This is a genomic window from Parvimonas micra, from assembly GCF_021300775.1.
Classification (GTDB): Bacteria; Bacillota; Clostridia; order Tissierellales; family Peptoniphilaceae; genus Parvimonas.
The window spans coordinates 228522-248516 of sequence record NZ_JAJTJP010000001.1 but is presented as its reverse complement, the minus strand read 5'-3'; the positions used below and the strand labels follow the sequence as shown (position 1 = coordinate 248516).

Annotated in this window: 16 protein-coding genes and 1 tRNA gene; 4 read left to right on the top strand and 13 right to left on the bottom strand. The window is 28.1% G+C overall.

Features of this window, described 5'->3' with window-relative positions:
- Positions 1 to 2 precede the first annotated feature (2 nt).
- Entirely contained in the window at positions 3 to 1007 is a 1005-nt protein-coding gene (locus LW893_RS01270; protein ID WP_233055428.1) for a polysaccharide deacetylase family protein, read from the bottom strand.
- A gap of 326 nt (positions 1008 to 1333) precedes the next feature.
- Here LW893_RS01270 and purB point away from each other — a divergent pair, with 326 nt between their 5' ends.
- Complete coding sequence (purB, locus tag LW893_RS01265; protein ID WP_233055427.1) at positions 1334 to 2764, top strand: adenylosuccinate lyase; 1431 nt, start codon at positions 1334 to 1336, stop codon at positions 2762 to 2764.
- A gap of 104 nt (positions 2765 to 2868) precedes the next feature.
- On the opposite strand, the gene LW893_RS01260 is transcribed toward purB, so the two are convergent.
- The 11 genes from LW893_RS01260 to upp all read right to left on the bottom strand — a co-directional run bounded on the left by LW893_RS01260 (position 2869) and on the right by upp (position 16542).
- Positions 2869 to 4581: a M3 family oligoendopeptidase gene (locus LW893_RS01260; protein WP_233055426.1), complete on the bottom strand. Its 1713-nt coding sequence runs from the start codon at positions 4579 to 4581 to the stop codon at positions 2869 to 2871.
- A 111-nt stretch (positions 4582 to 4692) separates the two neighbouring features.
- On the bottom strand, positions 4693 to 6024 hold the full coding sequence (locus LW893_RS01255; RefSeq protein WP_233055425.1) for an aminopeptidase C: 1332 nt from the start codon (positions 6022 to 6024) through the stop codon (positions 4693 to 4695).
- 136 nt (positions 6025 to 6160) lie between these two features.
- On the bottom strand, positions 6161 to 7609 hold the full coding sequence (locus LW893_RS01250; RefSeq protein WP_233055424.1) for a thioester-forming surface-anchored protein: 1449 nt from the start codon (positions 7607 to 7609) through the stop codon (positions 6161 to 6163).
- 313 nt (positions 7610 to 7922) lie between these two features.
- Positions 7923 to 8513: a ribosome biogenesis GTP-binding protein YihA/YsxC gene (gene yihA / locus LW893_RS01245; protein ID WP_233055423.1), complete on the bottom strand. Its 591-nt coding sequence runs from the start codon at positions 8511 to 8513 to the stop codon at positions 7923 to 7925.
- A 1-nt stretch (position 8514) separates the two neighbouring features.
- Positions 8515 to 10863: an endopeptidase La gene (gene lon / locus LW893_RS01240; protein ID WP_233055422.1), complete on the bottom strand. Its 2349-nt coding sequence runs from the start codon at positions 10861 to 10863 to the stop codon at positions 8515 to 8517.
- Between the two features lie 13 nt (positions 10864 to 10876).
- Entirely contained in the window at positions 10877 to 12100 is a 1224-nt protein-coding gene (gene clpX, locus LW893_RS01235; protein WP_233055421.1) for an ATP-dependent Clp protease ATP-binding subunit ClpX, read from the bottom strand.
- A gap of 10 nt (positions 12101 to 12110) precedes the next feature.
- Positions 12111 to 12689 carry an ATP-dependent Clp endopeptidase proteolytic subunit ClpP gene (gene clpP / locus LW893_RS01230; RefSeq protein WP_233055420.1) on the bottom strand — a complete coding sequence of 193 codons (579 nt, stop codon included), beginning with the start codon at positions 12687 to 12689 and terminating at the stop codon, positions 12111 to 12113.
- Between the two features lie 56 nt (positions 12690 to 12745).
- Positions 12746 to 14071 (bottom strand): trigger factor, encoded by a 1326-nt coding sequence (gene tig, locus LW893_RS01225; protein WP_233055419.1) that lies wholly within the window; start codon positions 14069 to 14071, stop codon positions 12746 to 12748.
- Between the two features lie 134 nt (positions 14072 to 14205).
- Positions 14206 to 14970: a DODA-type extradiol aromatic ring-opening family dioxygenase gene (locus LW893_RS01220; protein WP_233055418.1), complete on the bottom strand. Its 765-nt coding sequence runs from the start codon at positions 14968 to 14970 to the stop codon at positions 14206 to 14208.
- Between the two features lie 101 nt (positions 14971 to 15071).
- Entirely contained in the window at positions 15072 to 15794 is a 723-nt protein-coding gene (locus tag LW893_RS01215; RefSeq protein ID WP_233055417.1) for a hypothetical protein, read from the bottom strand.
- A 118-nt stretch (positions 15795 to 15912) separates the two neighbouring features.
- Positions 15913 to 16542 (bottom strand): uracil phosphoribosyltransferase, encoded by a 630-nt coding sequence (upp, locus tag LW893_RS01210; RefSeq protein WP_233055416.1) that lies wholly within the window; start codon positions 16540 to 16542, stop codon positions 15913 to 15915.
- A gap of 197 nt (positions 16543 to 16739) precedes the next feature.
- On the opposite strand from upp, the gene LW893_RS01205 reads away from it, so the two are divergent.
- Together LW893_RS01205 and LW893_RS01200 are read left to right on the top strand one after the other, a co-directional pair.
- Positions 16740 to 16826 (top strand) — tRNA-Leu (locus LW893_RS01205).
- Positions 16827 to 16890: 64 nt separating this feature from the next.
- Complete coding sequence (locus LW893_RS01200; protein WP_233055415.1) at positions 16891 to 17286, top strand: hypothetical protein; 396 nt, start codon at positions 16891 to 16893, stop codon at positions 17284 to 17286.
- Positions 17287 to 17358: 72 nt separating this feature from the next.
- Here LW893_RS01200 and LW893_RS01195 read toward each other — a convergent pair whose 3' ends face one another.
- Positions 17359 to 19053, bottom strand: coding sequence for a phospho-sugar mutase (locus LW893_RS01195; protein WP_233055795.1), 1695 nt, complete (start codon positions 19051 to 19053; stop codon positions 17359 to 17361).
- A gap of 157 nt (positions 19054 to 19210) precedes the next feature.
- On the opposite strand from LW893_RS01195, the gene LW893_RS01190 reads away from it, so the two are divergent.
- Positions 19211 to 19963, top strand: a complete 753-nt coding sequence (locus LW893_RS01190; RefSeq protein ID WP_233055414.1) for an exodeoxyribonuclease III — start codon at positions 19211 to 19213, stop codon at positions 19961 to 19963.
- Positions 19964 to 19995: the final 32 nt, after the last annotated feature.

The window sequence follows — 19995 nt, the reverse complement described above, 5'->3', positions numbered from 1 at the left end:
ACCTATTTTAAAATACCAAATTCATATCCATTTGATTTAAAGTAATCAATTATACTAGGTAAAGTTTCTACTGTTAAATTCTTTCCTTGAGAGTCATGCATTAAAACAACAGCTACATTTTGTTGTTTCCAATAACTTAAAGAAGTTTTAACATATTTTAACATTTCATCTTTATTTGTAGGTCTAACCTTTTGAGGTTCTGCATCCCCAGATAAACTGTTCCAATCAATCCATTCAAGACCTAAACTTTTTAAAACTTCATCACCATTTCCAGCAGTATCAAGACCTTTCCAAGACATATGTCCACCTGGATATCTCCAAACACCAGTATTGAAGTTTTCTCCTAATAGTTCTTTTAATCTGCTTATTGTTTTTTCAGCTTCTTGTTTTATAACAGAAACATTAGGAACTCTGTTTGGATATAATTTATTATAATCATGAGAAAAACTATGAATAGCAATACCATGACCTTCTTTTAATTCTCTTTCTAAATAAGGTTTAGCTTGATCATTTAATGTTTTTCCAACTATAAAGAAAGTTGCAGGAACTTGTTTTTCTTTTAAAATATTCAAAACTTTATCAGTAATTCCTGGCGTAACTCCATCATCAAAAGTTAAAAATACAATCTTCTTTCCTGTATATTCTTTTTTACTCATTATATAATCTCTTATTTCAGCAGTATCATAAGCATATGAATCAGCTGATTTTATATGACTTCCTGATTCTGAAAGTTCTAAACCATTAGATGTTTTCTTTTCGGCATTTTCTTTCGAATTCTCAGTTTGTTTTTCACTTGTATTAGTTTCAGTATTTTCTTTTGAATTCCCAGTCTTAGCTTCCTTGTTTTGTGTTTGTTTCTTATTTTGGTAAATAACACCTAAGGCATATTTCCCACCTAAAAACACAAAAAGTGCTAAGAATACAGCTGTTATTATAATAAAATTTTCTCTTCGTCTTCTTTTCTTTCTTCTATTTTTCATTACTTTAATTTTTTCTTCATTATTCATTATTAAAACGACCTCCTTGTTTATATTCATCATATTCTTTACCTATTAGAATATATTTTAATTGTTTTTCATATAATTAAAGCTTAACGCTTTGCTTATTATACCATATTTATAAATAGATTGTAAACTGAAATATAAGTTATATCAACATTTTTTTATTTTTTTTGTATCTATTTTAATAAAACAATTTATGATATAATAAATATAACATTATATCTTGTAAAAAAGATGTACATATATTGAGAATTTATCCATACTATTTTATAGTTTATTATAAATTATGGATAAAAATATTTTTAAACTAAAAATACAATTGAGGAGTTTTTATGAAAGACATTTATTCAAATCCACTAACAAGTAGATATTCAAGCAAAGAAATGAGTTATATTTTTTCTGACGAATTTAAGTTTAAAACTTGGAGAAAACTATGGATAACTCTAGCAAAAGGCGAACAAAGTTTAGGCTTGAATATAACAGACGAACAAATTAAAGAACTTGAATCTTTTAAAGATAACATCAATTTTGACGTTGCTTTAGAAAGAGAAAAAATTGTAAAACATGATGTAATGAGTCATGTTTACGCCTATGGTATTCAATGTCCAAATGCAAAAGGAATTATTCACTTAGGTGCAACAAGTTGTTTTGTAGGAGATAATACTGAACTTATAGTTATCAAGGAAGCACTTCTAGTTATTAAGAAAAAAATTATAAATGTTTTGAATTTATTAAAAACTAATGCTTTAAAATATAAGAATATTCCTACTCTCGCATATACACATTTTCAAGCAGCACAACCTACAACTGTTGGAAAAAGATTAACTCTATATATGCAAGACTTGTTAATAGATCTTGAAGAATTAAATTTTATTTTAGACAACTTAAAGCTTCGTGGAGCAAAAGGTACAACTGGAAGTCAAGCTTCATTTATGGAACTTTTTGATAATGATGAAGAAAAAGTTAAAAAGCTCGATAATTATATTGCTCAAGAAATGAACTTCAAAGGTGTATATGCCGTAACAGGACAAACATATTCAAGAAAAATTGATAGTAAGGTCCTATTCTTACTATCAAATATAGCACAATCTGCTCATAAATTTTCTAATGACTTAAGACTTTTACAACATCTTAAAGAAATTGAAGAACCATTTGGAAAAAGCCAAATAGGTTCGTCTGCAATGCCTTATAAGAGAAATCCTATGAAATCAGAAAGAATTGGAGCTCTATCTAATTATGTAATTGCAAATGTTATTAATCCTTCAATAACTTTTGCTACTCAATGGTTTGAAAGAACATTAGATGATAGTGCAAACAAAAGACTTTCAATATCTCAAGGATTTTTAGCATTAGATGGTATATTAGAGCTTTATGCTAATGTTGTTGATGGAATGGTAGTATATAAAAAAGTAATAGAAAAACATTTAATGGCAGAATTACCATTTATGGCAAGTGAAAATATCATGATGAATCAAGTAAAAAAAGGTGGAGATAGACAAGAACTTCACGAAAGAATTAGAGAACTTTCTCAAATTGCAGGAAAAAATGTAAAAGAAGAAGGTCTTGAGAATAATTTATTAGAATTAATAGTAAATGATGATTTCTTTGATATAAGTAAAGAGGAACTTAATGAAGTGTTAGACCCTATGAAATATATAGGAAGATGTCCTTCTCAAGTTGATGAATTTATAGAAAACGAAGTTAATCCTATTTTAGAAGAAAATAAAAATTTGATTGAAGAGACAAAAGAAATTCAAGTATAAAAAAAGCGCTCCATTTGGAGCGTTTTTTAATTTATTGTTAAACAACAAGGTTCTCAGGAACCCGACCGATGAAGAGCATCGTGGAACAGCGAGGTTCTTATTACTTAAAATTTACTTGCATCAACAGAATTTAGGTATTCTTCTATTGGTTCAACAGCTTTTTTAATTGTTCCATTAATAAATGGATTTTCTAATTTTGCTACGTCAAGAAGTTGTAAGAAAGGTTTTGTTCCACCAGTCTTACATAATCTTAAATAATCAGCAAATGCTGTTTTATGATCTTTTCTATCCTTATTCCAAAATTGGAAAGCACATACTTGAGCCAAAGTATAATCTATATAATAGAAAGGCATTTGATAAACATGTCTTTGTCTAAACCAGAATCCACCTTCCTCTAGAACTTTAATTCCATCGTAATCTCTATGTGGCAAATATTTCTTTTCCAATTCTCTGTATTTTGCACGTCTTTCTTTTGGAGAAAGTTCAGGATTTTCGTATACAACATGTTGGAATTCATCTATTAATGCTCCATAAGGTAAGAACATCAATGCATGAGTAATATGATTGTATCTAAATTTATCAGCTTCTTCTTCAAAGAATAAATCCATCCATGGCCAAGTGAAAAACTCCATACTCATAGAATGAATTTCTGCTGATTCCATTCCTGGCCAAGTGTATTCTGGAATATAATCTCTTGATGAGAAAACTTGAAATGCATGTCCAGCTTCATGCGTTAAAACTTCAACATCATGAGTTGTTCCATTAAAATTAGCAAATATAAATGGACTTCTCCAATTACTTAAATAAGTACAATATCCACCAGCAGCTTTTGTACTCTTTGCATCTAAGTCAAAAAGATTTTTTCTTTTCATAAAATCAAAAAATTCTTTAGTTTCTGGTGATAATTCGCTGTACATTTTTTCAGCTCTTTCAAGCATCCAATCTTTTTCTCCATGAGGAGCAGGGTTTCCTGACTTAAAGAAAATTGGTTCATCATAGAAAGTAAGTTTATCTAATCCTATTCTCTTTCTTTGTTCTTCTCTTAGCTTATTACAAATAGGAACTATTGTTTCTACAATTTGTTTTCTATAGGATTCTACATCTTTTGCATTGTAGTCAACTCTACCCATTTTTTTATAACCAAGTTCAACAAAGTTTTTATAGCCTAACTTTTTAGCCATTCTATCTCTTATCTTAACAATCTTATCATAAATTTCATCTAATTTTTCAGTTTGTTCTTCATAAACTTCTGAAATAAGATTTGTAGCTTTTCTTCTAACATCAGCATCTTTATCTTGAGAATATTTAGAAAGTTGAGTTAAATTTAATTGTTCTCCATTCCATTCTTTTGAACAAGAAGATAAAAGTTTTTGATATTCCATAACAACCTTTGCTTCTTCTACTAAATCTTCTATAATTGAAGGATTGAATGTCAATAAATAATTTTCATATTTTTGGAATAAATATACACCAAACTTTTCTTCAAGTCCTTTTCTAAATTTGCTATTTACAAATTCTCTAATATATTCTACTGAAACTTCCTCAACTTTAGGAAAATTTTCTTGTATGAATTGCATTTCTTTATCATAGAACTCATCTTTAGTATCTATTGAATTTTTAATATGTGCTAAAGAAACCATACTATCTGCATCTGATATTACTTCATTAAGCTCATTATAAGTTTCAATAGCTTCATCAACTGTTTTAGCATTTACAAGTCTTTCAGTTAAGGCTCTAATATCTGCTGTTAATTTTTCTAAATCAGGACGAATATATTTATAGTCCTCAAATTTTAAATCTAAATTTTCTTTAGTCATAACTACCTCCTATAAATCCAATTTATAAAACTATTATAACATAATTATTATATAAAAAACTTTTTTAATAATAATTTTTAAAAAGAAATAACTTAGTAATTCCTTTTAAATTTATCTTCTTAACATCATTGCATATGGTTCCCATGGCTCAATCTTTATAGATTCTTCTTCCAAACCTTTTAACCATTTTTCATCAACAAATTTTTTATCAACAATTGCACAGATGTTTTCATTATTAAACCAAGAGTCACTCATTGAAAAAATTCCTTTATCTCCTAGTTCATCTCCCCAAGAATTTTCAACTTGCCATTTAATCGGATTACCATTTTCATCTAAATCAACGCCTACAAATGTCATTGCATGAGTTAAATCTGTACATCTATAATCAATTCTATCAGCTCTAGAAAACTCGCCGAGTTCTGTTAAAGTCTCATCATAGTTGAATAAATCTTTATCCATTATACCTAGTTTTCTATCACAGTTTTTCATAACATCACAAGCAAACCACACTGCTTCTCCAGACTTGATTGATTCTATTATTGCCTTTTTGATTTGTTCCTGTGGTACATTTAAAGAAGCAACAGGACTAGCTTCTCTAACTGATTTAAAATATTTTAATTCTATTTTTTTACCATATGGATATTTACCTCTTGGATCTTCAATTAAATCGACTTTATTCGCAAAATAATCTCCAACATATTCTTCATAGAATTTTTTAGGAGTTAAATTATTAACTTTATGGAAGTTATTATCTTTATCAGTATACTCAAAATCAAAAGTTTCAGGTAATTTTCCTAAAGTTTTTGTACATATATTATAAACTTCATAAAGAGTTTCTTCTTTTATTTTCTTTAAATCTTCAATTGATGCTCCATCTGAATGAGCTTTTCTCATATTCATTGCGGTCCTTTTTAGTCTAAGATTAATTTGTTCAACAAAAGCATTAGAATTAGAAGAACTAAAAGTTTCAGGCATTACAGACTTTGGAACAATTCCATATTTTGAAATTAAACCATCAAAACACTCAAAATAATTACCATCATCTGCACCAAGATATAATAAACTATCCATAAGTCTAGAACCTATAGGTTCGTCAATATGTTCAATCATTACTTCTAAAAAGTTATTTGATTTTTCCATTTTATCCATAAAAAATAAATATACTTGTGAAAATTCAAAATCACTTAAATTAAGTTTTTCAATCACTTTTAATCTTAATACATTTAAACCTGAGAACATCCAACAACGTCCAGATTGTTTTTGGTTTGTAATAGACGCCTTCTTTACACTATTAGAAAACTTAAAATTATGAAATCTTAAAGCATCATTATTTAAAGAACTTGCTTCTATACCGTTTTTTGCAATCGCATTTGAAATAACTTTACTTGATAAATCACTTTCAAATCTTTCTTTAAAATTTTTCATCATTTCGTTTGTAATCATAAAATATTCCCTCCATAATTAAAAATTTATAACACAATCATAGTATCACAATAATATTTATATTTCAATACATATTTTTAAAATAATAAAGATTATTAACAAAAAAAGTTAGGAAAAAATCCTAACTTTTTAATAATTATTTATTTCTTCTTTTTACAGTAATAATACTAATACCTGATATAATAGCAACTACTATAGAACTAACTTGAGTAATTCCTGTTTTTGGTAATTTTGAATTTTTCTCAACATTAGGTTTATTAGGTTCTGGTTTTGGAGCAGGTTGTGGACCTGGTTGTGGGTCAGGTTTAACATTATCAGTTACTGTTACTTTTCCATTCTCTGCTACTACTGTTTCTCCTTGAGCTATTGCTCCAAGTGTTACAGTTCCGTCTGCTTTTACTGTAAATGTAAAGTCTGTAACTGCTAAAAATCCTTCTGGTGCTGCTTCTTCATGGAATCTATATTCTCCTGGTTCAAGTTGAACTTTATGACTTGTTGCTCCACTTGTCCATTCTTCTACTTTTTGTGTTCCCTTATAGATTTCTATCTTTGCTCCAGCTAATTCTGTTCCACCTAATTTTACCTTACTAAACTCAACTTCTTTTGTTGTTGGTTGTGGGTTAGGTTTAGCATTGTCAGTTATTGTTACTTTTCCATTCTCTGCTACTACTGTTTCTCCTTGAGCTATTGCTCCAAGTGTTACAGTTCCGTCTGCTTTTACTGTAAATGTAAAGTCTGTAACTGCTAAAAATCCTTCTGGTGCTGCTTCTTCATGGAATCTATATTCTCCTGGTTCAAGTTGAACTTTATGACTTGTTGCTCCACTTGTCCATTCTTCTACTTTTTGTGTTCCTTTATAGATTTCTATCTTTGCTCCAGCTAATTCTGTTCCACCTAATTTTACCTTACTAAACTCAACTTCTACTTTTTCAGATTCTTGAAAATGACCACTTAGTAAGTTTTGATAATCAGCATTTTTACTTCTATAAATATCAAGCTTTAATCCTGCCGGTATCTCAGTTGTACTATTAACTAAATCATTAAATGCATCTTTCTCATTTTGAGTATAATTATTTCCACTCGTATCTCTATTAGGCATATTATACTTATCTGTATAGTACCAAACAGCAAATTGAGTTATTTGTCTAAATTGTCCATCGGTTAAAGCATATTTTTCTTTTATTCCTGATTTATTGTTTGGAAATCCATTATAAATAACTCTTACTAATCCATTATAAAGGTCCTCACCAGTAAATCTTTCAGTATCAGCAAGTTCTTCAAATCTTTCAGCAGTTCCAAGCTCTTTAGTGTACTTAATTCTTCTTGGTGAATTCAAACTTTCTGGGAATGATCTATGATCATTAAAACAATAGCCAACAATTCCTTTTTCATTTGATCCTTCTGGTCTAATATATATTGGATTCTTAATATGATCGGTTGCTGGATATTCACCCGGCTTTGTGTAAGCTTCATAAATATTATCCTCTGCATTAATAAATACACTAGAAATAATAGGAACCAACACAGCTAACATTAACATAAATGTTAATAATGGTTTTTTAAAATTTCTTAAAAATTTTTTCATTTCATCTCCTCCTAAAAAATTTTTTAATAAATGCATTGTAAGCTTCTGTTTAATTAATAGTATCAATATAATGAAATCAATCTTTTAAAAAATAAACTAAGTTTTCCCCATGCAGATGTAGCAAAAAAATAATTTTTTTGCTAGTCACTCTAATTATATATATAACAGACTAATTTGTCAATAATTTTAACTGTTTTATATTAATTGGATTTAAGTAAATAAAACTATTAAATATAATTTATTGTTTTTTTCTTAAAACAAACATTAGTTGTAAAAAAGGATAGAGACTATTGGGCAATCTCTATCCTTAATTTTATTCTTCCATTAAAATTTCTTCTATTTTTTGATGAATCATTTCCAAATTAACTTTAGAATCCGAACTAAATGGTAAAACCAAACTACCATCTTTTATATTAAGTGTATCCTTTATTATTTTTATATGTTTATTCCATTGACCTTTAGATATTTTGTCAGCTTTTGTAGCAATAACATATCCTGTAAAACCATATTCTAAAAGCCAATTATACATAAGCACATCTTCTTTACTCGGGGCATGCCTAATATCAACTACAAGTATAACTTCACACAAATTTTCTCTATTTGAAAGATAGGTTTCTATAATAACTCCCCATTTTTCTTTTTCACTTTTTGAAACTTGTGCATATCCATATCCCGGTAAATCTACTAATCTAAATGAATCATTTATTTTATAGAAATTTACAGTTCTTGTTTTTCCCGGTTTAGAACTGGTTCTTGCAAGATTTTTTCTATTTATAAAAGCATTTATAAAACTTGACTTACCCACATTACTTCTACCAGCAAAGGCAACTTCCTTTAAATCCGAATTAGGATACTGTGAAACAATCGCAGCAATTTGCTCTAATTCACTTGAGATTATTTTCACTTTACACCTCTTTTTCTAAAACTAAATCTAATACTTCACAAACATCTGAAACAGTATATATATTCAATGTTTCTCTAATTTCTTCAGGAATTTCATCAATATCTACTTCGTTTTCTTTTGGAATTATTATATTTTTTATTCCATATCTATTAGCTGCAAGTATTTTTTCCTTAAGACCTCCTATAGCTAAAACTCTACCTCTTAAAGTAACTTCGCCTGTCATTGCAAACTGTCTGTTTACTTTCCTATTTGTTAGAGCACTAACTATAGCTGTTGTCATTGTTATTCCTGCTGAAGGACCATCTTTAGGAACAGCTCCTTCTGGAACATGGATATGAATATCTTTTTCCTTATAGAAATTTTCATCAATTTTAAATTTCTCAGCCTTACTTCTAACAAAAGAAATTGCAGTCATAGCAGATTCTTTCATAACATCACCAAGTTGTCCGGTTAGTTGAATTTTTCCAGTACCATTAACAATATCAGTTTCAATTGTTAAAAGTTCTCCTCCGACTTCTGTCCATGCTAAACCATTTACCAATCCAACTCTATCTTCTTTTTCAAGAACATCATCATGAAATCTCCTTTTTCCTAAGAAATCAACTAGATTTTTTGAATTAACAGTTACTTTTTTACTATCCTTAGAAACCAAAATGACAGCTGCTTTTCTTATAATTTTTTCTATCATTCTTTCTAAATTTCTAACACCAGATTCTCTAGTATAATATCTAATTATATCTCTAACCGCTTCTGGTTTTATATCTAGCATTTTTTTATTAATAGAAAAAGTTTTAAATTCCTTTGGAATTAAATGATTAATAGCTATTTTTTCTTTTTCATCATAAGTATAGCTAGAAACCGGAATAACTTCCATTCTATCAAGTAAAGGTGATGGAATTGTAGAAGTTGTATTTGCAGTTGTTATAAACATAACCTTTGAAAGATCAAATGGAATATTTATATAATTATCTGTAAATTTATTATTTTGTTCAGGATCTAAAACCTCTAGTAGCGCACTAGAAGGATCCCCTCTAAAATCATTAGAAACTTTATCTATCTCATCAAGTAACATTACAGGATTATTAACCTTACATTGTTCTAAAAGAGTTAATATCTTTCCAGGCATTGCTCCTACATATGTTCTTCTATGTCCTCTTATTTCACTTTCATCATGAAGTCCTCCTAGACGCATAGAAACAAATTCTCTATTTAAGGACTTAGCTATTGATCTAGCAATTGACGTTTTACCTACTCCTGGAGGCCCTACTAAACATATAATTGAACCCTTTTGATTATTTGATATCTTTCTTAAAGCTATTGACTCAACAATTCTGTCTTTAACATCTTTAAGTCCAAAATGTTCTTTGTCTAATACTTTTCTAGTATATGCTACATCTAATTTTTCTTTTTTTGATTTTTTCCATGGTAGTGAAACTATTTTATCAAGATAACTTCTTATTACATTCCCCTCAGGAGAACCTGATGGAATTTCAGAAAGTTTTCTAATTTCTTTAAATAACATTTCTTCAATGTTCTCATCAAATCCAAAACTCATTATAGTATTTGCATACTCATCCAATTCAGAGCTAAGGTCCTCACCATCTCCAAGTTCTTCTTTTATTATATTAAGTTGTTCTCTTAAATAATATTCTCTTTGATTTTTATTTAATCTTGAAGACACTTTTCTAGACAAACTCTCTTCAAGAAACGATAATTCAATAGAGTTTTGTAAAGTTTCATACAACTTTTCAAGTCTTTCTCTCATATCAAAAATCTTAAAGTTTTCGTAATGTTCATCATCTGTTAATCTCATAATATAACTAGCTACATTATTTGTAAACTTGTCCATATTTGAAGAATTTTGAACACTTACTTCAGTATCAACATCTAAATGTCTTTTCTTTGCAGTATATTCTTGAAATGCTACTTCTACCATATTTCTTAAAGTTGATAATTCTGAATCAACTTCTTCAGAAACTTCATCATAATAGAATTCTTGAACATCTGCTGTTAAAAATTTCCCATCATCGTATATCTTCTTTGCTTTACATCTACATATACCTTCAGCTAAAACTCTTGTAATTCCATTATTCATTTTTAAAATTTGTTTAACGATAACAACAGTTCCCATTTCATATAAATCTTCAGACTTAGGATCTTCTGTCCTAATATCTTTTTGTGTAAAAGCAACTAAAATTGAATCTTTATTTAACGCAGACTCTATTGCATCTATAGACTTTTTTCTACCAGCATCAAAATGAACAACTGAGTATGGATAAATCCAAAGCCCTCTAAGAGCTATTACTGGTCTATTTAATTTTTCTTCAATATTAAACTTTATATTGCTCATAAATATTTTTCCTTTATTTTTTACTTTCTTTATATATTAAAACAGGATTTGCTTTACCTAAAACAACATCTCTTGTAACAATACATTTTTCTACATCTTTCTCTGAAGGTAATGTAAACATTGTATCTAAGAGAGCACTTTCAATAACAGCACGTAACCCTCTAGCCCCAGTTTTTCTTTCAAGAGCTATTTTAGCTATTTCTTTTATTGCATCTTTTTCAAACTCTAATTCAATATTATCCATAGATAAAAGTTCTTTATATTGTTTTATTAATGCATTTTTAGGTTCTTCCAAAATTCTAATTAAAGAATCTTCATTTAAACTTTCCAAAGTTACTATCATTGGTATTCTACCTACAAATTCAGGTATTAATCCATATTTTAGTAAATCTTCCGGTCTTAAATTCTTAATTATTTCAGAAAAATCATCAAGTTTATCTGTTTTAACATCTGCGCCAAATCCCATTGATTTTTTTTCGAGTCTGGCTTTTAAAATCGAATCTATACCTTGGAATGCTCCTCCAACAATAAATAAAATATTAGTTGTATCAACTTGAATATATTGTTGATCAGGATGTTTTCTTCCTCCCTTAGGAGGAACATTAGCAACTGTACCTTCTATTATTTTTAAAAGAGACTGTTGAACACCCTCTCCACTAACATCTCTAGTTATTGAAGGATTTTCACTCTTTCTTGTAATTTTATCAATTTCGTCAATATATATTATTCCTTTTTCAGCTCTTTCTATATCATAGTCAGCTGCTTGAACTAATTTTAAAATTATATTCTCAACATCTTCACCAACATAACCCGCTTCTGTTAAAGTAGTAGCATCTGCTATTGCAAAAGGTACATCTAAAACTTTTGCAAGAGTTTGAGCTAAAAGAGTTTTACCACTTCCTGTAGGTCCAACAAGTAAAATATTAGACTTTTGAATTTCGACTTCACTTTCTACATCTCTATTAATTCTCTTATAGTGATTGTATACAGCAACACTTAATGCTTTCTTAGCATTATCTTGTTGAATAATATATTCATCTAAAATATTTTTTATTTCTATAGGAGTTGGTAATTTTTCTAAGCTTTCTCTTTTCTTTGTTCTTTCTTGATATTCAAGCATAGAATGACAAATCTCAACACACTCATTGCAAATATTTGCATTAATCCCGCTTACAATTTGATCTACTTCTTCAACTTCTTTCCCACAAAAAGAACATCTTGTAATCTTTTTTTCCAAAATTAACTCCTTAACTTTCAATTACTTCATCAATAATTCCATATTCTTTTGCTTCATAAGCAGTCATATAGAAATCTCTATCTGTATCTTTTTCAATCTTTTTAAGTGGTTGTCCTGTTCTTTTTGCTAATATCTCATTTAAAGTTGCTCTTACTTGAAGTATCTTTTCAGCTTGAATTTTAATATCTTCAGCTTGTCCTTGAGCTCCTCCTAATGGTTGGTGAATCATAATATCAGCATTTGGTAAAGCGAATCTTTTTCCCTTTGCTCCAGACGTTAATAAAAATGCCCCCATACTTGCAGCGCGTCCGATACAAATTGTACTTACATCAGGTTTAATGTATTGAATTGTATCATATATTGCAAGTCCCGCGCTAACAGAACCACCTGGACTATTTATATATATTTGAATATCTTTTTTAGGATCTTCTGATTCTAAAAATAAAAGTTGTGCAACAATCAAATCTGCCATTTGATCATTCACTTCTCCACTTAAAAATATAATTCTTTCTTTTAAAAGTCTTGAATAAATATCATAAGACCTTTCTCCTCTATTAGTTTGTTCAACTACCATAGGTATAAGTGCCATAACTACCTCCTAATAAAAAATATAGCTTAACAAAACGCAAGCTATATTTTAACTAATTATTCTTCAACAGTTTCTTTTTTAGGTTCTTGGAATTTAACAAGACTTACCAAACGATCAACCGCTTTTCTTCTAATTAAACTTGCAGTAATACCTTCTAGACCTTCTCCTGATTTTAATTCCTTCTTGAATCCTTCAAAATCTTTTACTTTCATATTCTTTCCGAATTCATCAATTTCTTTATCAATTTCTTCTTCAGATACTTCAATATTTTCTAATTTTGCAAAAGCGTCAATAACAAGTTCAGCATTAGCTCTTTTAGTAGCTTCTGGTCTTAATTGTTCTCTAACTGCTTCTTCTGTAGTATTTAACATTTTGAAATAATTATCTAAATCCATATTGTATTGTCTAATTCTACCTGCAAAATCTCTAAAAGCTTTATCAACTTCTTCATTTATCATAGATTCTGGAGCTTCTACATTTGAACTTTCTATAAGAGCATCAATCGCATTATTTTGTTTTTGAACTAATGCATTTCTTTCTGCTGCTTCAGTTAAATTTTTCTTAATATCAGCTCTGTATTCTTCCAATGTGTCAAATTCTGAAACATCTTTTGCGAATTCGTCATCTAATTCTGGAAGTTGTTTTTCTTTAATTGAATTTATTTTAACTTTGAAAAGCGCTTCTTTTCCTTTTAATTCTTCTGAGTGGTATTCTTCAGGGAAAATAACATTAACATCAACATTATCTCCAATATTTTTTCCAAGTAATTGTTCTTCAAATCCTGGAATGAATGTATGTGATCCAACTACTAAATCATAATTTTCTGATTTACCGCCATCAAAAGGAACACCTTCAACGCTTCCTTCAAAATCAATATTTACAGTATCCATATCTTTAACTGGTCTATCTTCTACTGAAACTATTCTTGCGTTATTTTCACGTTCTTTATTAATTCTATCTTCAACCATTTCATCAGTTACTTCAAATTTCACATCATCAGCAACTAGATTTTTATAGTCACCTAGTTCTGGAACCGGTTTTAATTCTTGTTCAAATTTGATTACAATAGATTTATTTTTATCAAATTCTTCAATGTCAATCTTTGGCATTCCACAGATGTCTTTGTTTAATTCTAATTCTTTAACAGCTTCTTCAAATAAATCTGGTAATAATTCATTAACAGCATCTTCAAAGAAAATTCCTTCTCCATAGTTTAATTCGATAATTTTTCTTGGAGCTTTTCCTTTTCTAAATCCTGGAATGTTAAATCTTGATCTCATTTTGTTATAAACTTTATTAATTGAAGCTTCAAATGCTTCTGGACTTATTTCTGATGTGAAAACAACTTTCTTTTCATCTCTTGATACTAATTTAGTATTCATACATATTCCTCCTAATGCCTATATAAAAATATATTATTTTCTATTTACATACCTAAAAATTATAACATAAAATATCATATAATTCAATACATTTTGCTAAATTTAAGATACATTTTATTGGAATATTACACTATTTAGCTTTCAAAAATATAACTTGTCATTGAAATAGATCCTAGGAAACATCCTTCATTAAATATTTCTACTTGCTTATATTCTTCTGCACAACCTAACGCAATGAGTAAAGGATAGAAATGCTCAGGAGTCGGGACAGAATGTCTGTAATCAAAAATGCTATTATTAAAATTAACTATTGCTTCAATATTTTTATTAATAATATTTTCTTTAATAAAATTATCGAATTTATTGGCCCAGTTAAATCCATCTTGTTTATTATAATCTATTAACTGTAAATTATGGACTATATTTCCACTTGCAACAACTACTATATCATCATTCAATAATTTTTTTAATTCTTTTCCAAACTCATATTGTTCTCTTGGACTTTTATTTTTATCAACACTTAACATTACAACAGGTATATCTGAATGAGGATAAGTTTTGCATAATAAACTCCAAATTCCATGATCTATTCCCCATGAATTATCCTCTTTAACATCAAGTTCAGATATTATTCTTTTTGCAAAATCAACATCATTTTTTGGTTCGTATTTAATTTCATATAGTTCTCTTGGAAAACCATACATATCATAAATTTGTTCATTAATTTCTGCAGTTCTTACAAATTGTCCATCAGTATACCAATGAGCAGAAATCGCAAGAATAATCTTTGGTTTTTTTATTTTTTGACTTAAAAATTTCCAACTTTCACTAAATTCATTGATTTCTATTGCGTTCATTGGTGAGCCATGTCCAATAAATAATACATTTTTATTGTTCATATTTATCACCTGATTAAATTATACCCATTTTATTTTTTTAGATATACAAAATAATTATTGAACAAAAAAATGTTACTCATAAATGAGTAACATTTTAATAATTATTTTTCTAAATTTACTGAATTCCAATCTGAATAAGATGTTGTACTTTCTATTTTTACAAGACCTTTAGTTCCAGAATAATCTGCTGTCCAATGAATTCTTTTTAAATAATATGAATCCTTTATAAAAACAGCTTCAAAAGAAAATTTAACTTCATTTGGAGTAACTTTATCAAGTTTTAATTTATATTCTGTCTCTAATAACTTATATAAATCAGATGAATTAGCACCATCTTTAAATTTTATGCGGTATTCATCATCTTTTTCTTCTAATTCAAAATCATTTTGATTAAAAGCATAAATTCCTTTTAATAATTTAAAATAATCAGGATTTATACTATAAGTAACATTAGTTTTTTCAGAAGTATCTTCTACACCATCAACCATTTTAGTTAAAATAAGAGTTCTATTTTGATCTCCTACCATTTTAGCTATATAGCTATTTTCAGCTTCATTCGAAGGTCCATTATAATCAATTTCAGCAATCCCTTTAGATACATTTTTACTGATAGGGTCTACAAATATCTGAGCTTTCATCAACTGAGTTTTTAACTTTCCTGTACTTTCATTGCTAATTCCATTTACTAAATAATATGAATTCACGGTATTATTAACATTTTTAGCATTTTCTAATACTTCACTAATTTCCTTTTTTGAACATGCGGTAAAAGTAAAGATTCCAAATAGTAACGCTACTAATAAAATTCTCTTATTTTTAAACATTTCTATCACCTCTAATTTTCTTCTTTGATAATTATATCACAAATATTAAAATATATAAAGTATATTAATAATAGAATAAAAAAAGTTGGAGAAAAGTCCAACTTTTTAAATCTATTAATTATTTAGTTCCAAATAATCTATCTCCTGCATCTCCTAGTCCTGGAATAATATAGCTATGTTCATTTAATCTTTCATCAAGAGCAGCTACAAAAATATCTACATCTGGATGATTTTTTTGAACTGCCTCAACACCCTCAGGTGCGGCAATTATACAAACTAATTTTATATTTTTACATCCTTTTTGTTTTAAAAGTTTAATCGCATCAGACGCTGAACCTCCAGTTGCAAGCATTGGGTCAAGAACTAAAAAGTCTCTTTCTTCAGCATCAACAGGTAATTTACAATAATATTCAACTGGTTGTAATGTTTCAGGATCACGATATAATCCGATATGTCCAACTTTAGCAGCGGGAAGAATGTTTAATATCCCCTCAACCATTCCAAGTCCAGCTCTTAAGATAGGAACAACTCCTAACTTTTTACCAGATAATCTTTTAACCTTTGTCTTTTGTAATGGTGTTTCAATTTCTACTTCATCAGTTTTTAAATCTCTTGTAACTTCGTAAGCCATAAGCATTGAAATTTCATTTATCAAAGCTCTAAAATCTTTTCCACCAGTGTTTTTGTCTCTTAAATATCCTAGCTTATGTGAAATAACTGGATGGTCAAATACTGTTAATTTTGACATATTATTACCTCCTATAATTTTACAAAAATTTTTACCCTATTAAATTATAATTTTTACTATTATACAAAATTTTTATTAAATAGTAAAGTCTATTGAATATTTCGGTATAATATTTATAAAAATTTTATACAAAAATTTAAAATATAATTATTGAAATCTTTCTACTTTTATGTTATACTATTCCAGTAATTGAATACGCCGGCGTGTCGGAACTGGCAGACGAGACAGACTCAAAATCTGTTATCCGCAAGGGTGTGTGGGTTCGAGTCCCACTGCCGGCACCATATTAAAAACTAACTTTTGTTAGTTTTTTTATTACAAAAAACTTAAACAAAGGAGCAATATATAATGTTAAAAGAAAAGAATATAGAAGAATTTCTTACGAAAAAAGGCTGGAATTTTTCTAATAATAAATCAATAGTTGGAGTTATTATGCCTAGTAAAATAGATTTATTTTTTGGAACTGGTGGTATATTTACAACAAAATATATTGCTTTACATTTTGGAGAAGACGGCATTGCTGTTATGCTTTTGAATAATTTAACAGGAAAAATCGAATCTAAATCTAGCTTTTTAATTACTAATAATAGAATTAAAAGTATAATTTTTAAAAAGAATTTTCTCTCATATCAATTAGTTATTAGCGGAGAAAATTTTGAGTTAAAATGTAGAGTAAATAAAATTACTATTGCAGCTTCTTGGCATAAAAAAGGATTGGCAAATATCTTAGAACAGTATAATTAATTATAGAATTTACCAAATACTATATTTAAATTTAAATAACGAAAAAGGTATGAGTTATCATACCTTTTTTCTTTATTTAACACTATTCATTTTTTCTCTACATACTTTTTCTATTAAATCTAATTTATCTATGCTTTCTTTTTCAGTTTTACCTATTGTATAAATATATAATTTAATTTTTGGTTCTGTTCCTGATGGTCTTAGAGCATACCAAGATCCATCGTTTAAATAATATTTAAGACAATTTTGTTTTGGAAAATCTAAATATCCATCTTTAAAATCTATTATTTTTTCTAAAGAAATTTCTCCTATTTCTTTAATAGGATTATCCCTAAAGTCTTCCATCATTCTTCCAATTCTTTGTTGTCCTTCTATTCCCTCAAGTTCTAGAGAAACTTGTCTTTCATTATAATATCCGAATTCTTCGTAAATATCATTTAAAACATCTAATAAACTCTTTCCTTGTTTTTTATAATATGCAGCCATTTCTACAACCATCATAGAAGCTCCAACAGCGTCTTTATCTCTTACAAATGTTCCATAGCAGAAACCTATGCTTTCTTCATATCCAAAAACATAATTTTTTTCTTTTGTAACATCATATTCATTTGTCTTTCCACAGATATTTTTAAAACCTGTTAAAGTTTCAACTGTTTCAATTCCATATTTTTTGGCAATAGTCTTAGATAAATCTCCTGTTACAATTGACTTAACTAACACTGGATTTTCAGGTAAATTATTAAGAGCATATCTTTGTGAGAAAATATAATATGATAATAGTGCTCCTATTCTATTACCATTTAAAAATACATACTCCCCATTTTTATCTTTTACTTCTAGAGCAACTCTGTCACAATCTGGATCAGTTGCAATTAAAATATCAGCGTCAACTTCTTTACCTAATTTTTCAGAATATAGAAAAGCTTTAGGTACTTCTGGATTTGGATATCCAACAGTTGTAAATTCAGGATCTGGTAGTTCTTGTTCTTTAACAACAAATATATTTTTAAATCCTCTTCTCTTTAAGACTTCTCTTACAGGTAGATTCCCAACACCATTTAATGGAGTGTATACAACCTTAATATCTTTGTCTATATTATTATCATTTATAGTTAAATTTAAAACTTCATTTTTATAATCTTCATCTACTGAATCATCAATATATTTTGTAATTCCACTTTTTAATGCTTCCTCAAATGGAATTTGTTTAACTTCTTCAAATTTTTCAATTTTTTCCATATGATCAGAAATTTGATTTGCTATATCATCAAGAATTTGAGAGCCTTCTTTCCAATATGCTTTATATCCATTATATGCTTGAGGATTATGACTTGCAGTAACCATTACTCCAGCAATACAATTTAATTTTCTTATAGCATAGGAACACATTGGAGTAGGTCTTATTCCTTTATAGATATATGATTTAATTCCATTTCCAGCCATTATAGAGCATGTAAGTTCAGCAAATTCTTTAGAACCATATCTTACATCATAACTTAATGCTACACCTCTTTCAATAGCTTCTTTGCCATGATCAATTATTGTATTTGCTAGAGCCTGAGCCGCTTTTGAAACCATATATTTATTCATTCTATTTGTTCCAGCGCCTAGCTTTCCACGAAGTCCAGCAGTTCCAAATTCTAAAACTTTATAAAATCTATCTTTAATTTCTTCTTCATCATCTTTTATAGAAACTAAATCTTTTTTTGTATTTTCATCAAAAAAGTCATTATTTAACCATTCTTCATAAACTTTTCTATAATCTATCATAAAGTCCTCCTAAATATATATTACATTATATTTTACAGCAAAAGGTATTTTTTTTCAACAGTACATTAAAATAGATTTTAAATTATTTGTTTGTATTTATAAATTTATGGTATAATTAATTAGTATAATTAAATATTAGTAATGAGGTGATTAAATGAGATTTGTTTCTTGGAATGTAAACGGACTTAGAGCCTGCATTAAAAAAGGATTTTTAGATTATTTTAATGATATTGATGCAGATTTTTTCTGTTTACAGGAAATTAAAATGAGTGAAGGTCAACTTGACCTTGAACTTGAAGGATATGAAACTTACTATAATTATGCTCAAAGAAAGGGATATAGTGGAACTGCAATTTTTACTAAACATAAACCTTTGAGTGTAAAATATGGTATGGGAATAGAAGAACATGATAATGAAGGAAGACTTATAACTTTAGAATATGACGATTTCTTTCTAGTAACTTGCTATACTCCAAATTCAAAACAAGAACTTTTAAGACTTGATTATAGAATGGTTTGGGAAGATGCATTTAGAAATTACTTACTTGAATTAAATAAAACAAAATCAGTAATAGTTTGTGGTGACTTAAATGTTGCTCATAAAGAAATAGACCTAAAAAATCCTAAGACAAATAGAAAAAATGCTGGATTTACTGATCAAGAAAGAGAAAAAATGTCAATTCTTTTAGATAGTGGATTTACTGATACTTTTAGATTCTTCTATCCTGATAAAGAAAATGAATATAGTTGGTGGAGTTATTTCGGAAAATCAAGAGAAAAAAATACAGGTTGGAGAATTGATTATTTCTTAACTTCAAAAGATATGGATGATAGACTTGTTGATGCTCAAATTCATCAAAGCATTTTAGGTAGTGATCATTGTCCTGTATATCTAGAAATTAAATAAATGAAATAAATAAAAAAGACTATTACAAGATG

Excerpts from the sequence above, each read along its gene's own strand:
- LW893_RS01255 (WP_233055425.1), bottom strand. The coding sequence starts at position 6,024 with ATGATTACAAACGAAATGATGAAAAATTTTAAAGAAAGATTTGAAAGT.
- LW893_RS01270 (WP_233055428.1), bottom strand. The coding sequence starts at position 1,007 with ATGAATAATGAAGAAAAAATTAAAGTAATGAAAAATAGAAGAAAGAAA.
- LW893_RS01200 (WP_233055415.1), top strand. The coding sequence starts at position 16,891 with ATGTTAAAAGAAAAGAATATAGAAGAATTTCTTACGAAAAAAGGCTGG.
- upp (WP_233055416.1), bottom strand. The coding sequence starts at position 16,542 with ATGTCAAAATTAACAGTATTTGACCATCCAGTTATTTCACATAAGCTA.
- clpP (WP_233055420.1), bottom strand. The coding sequence starts at position 12,689 with ATGGCACTTATACCTATGGTAGTTGAACAAACTAATAGAGGAGAAAGG.
- LW893_RS01190 (WP_233055414.1), top strand. The coding sequence starts at position 19,211 with ATGAGATTTGTTTCTTGGAATGTAAACGGACTTAGAGCCTGCATTAAA.
- LW893_RS01250 (WP_233055424.1), bottom strand. The coding sequence starts at position 7,609 with ATGAAAAAATTTTTAAGAAATTTTAAAAAACCATTATTAACATTTATG.
- tig (WP_233055419.1), bottom strand. The coding sequence starts at position 14,071 with ATGAATACTAAATTAGTATCAAGAGATGAAAAGAAAGTTGTTTTCACA.
- purB (WP_233055427.1), top strand. The coding sequence starts at position 1,334 with ATGAAAGACATTTATTCAAATCCACTAACAAGTAGATATTCAAGCAAA.
- LW893_RS01260 (WP_233055426.1), bottom strand. The coding sequence starts at position 4,581 with ATGACTAAAGAAAATTTAGATTTAAAATTTGAGGACTATAAATATATT.
- LW893_RS01215 (WP_233055417.1), bottom strand. The coding sequence starts at position 15,794 with ATGTTTAAAAATAAGAGAATTTTATTAGTAGCGTTACTATTTGGAATC.
- lon (WP_233055422.1), bottom strand. The coding sequence starts at position 10,863 with ATGAGCAATATAAAGTTTAATATTGAAGAAAAATTAAATAGACCAGTA.
- LW893_RS01220 (WP_233055418.1), bottom strand. The coding sequence starts at position 14,970 with ATGAACAATAAAAATGTATTATTTATTGGACATGGCTCACCAATGAAC.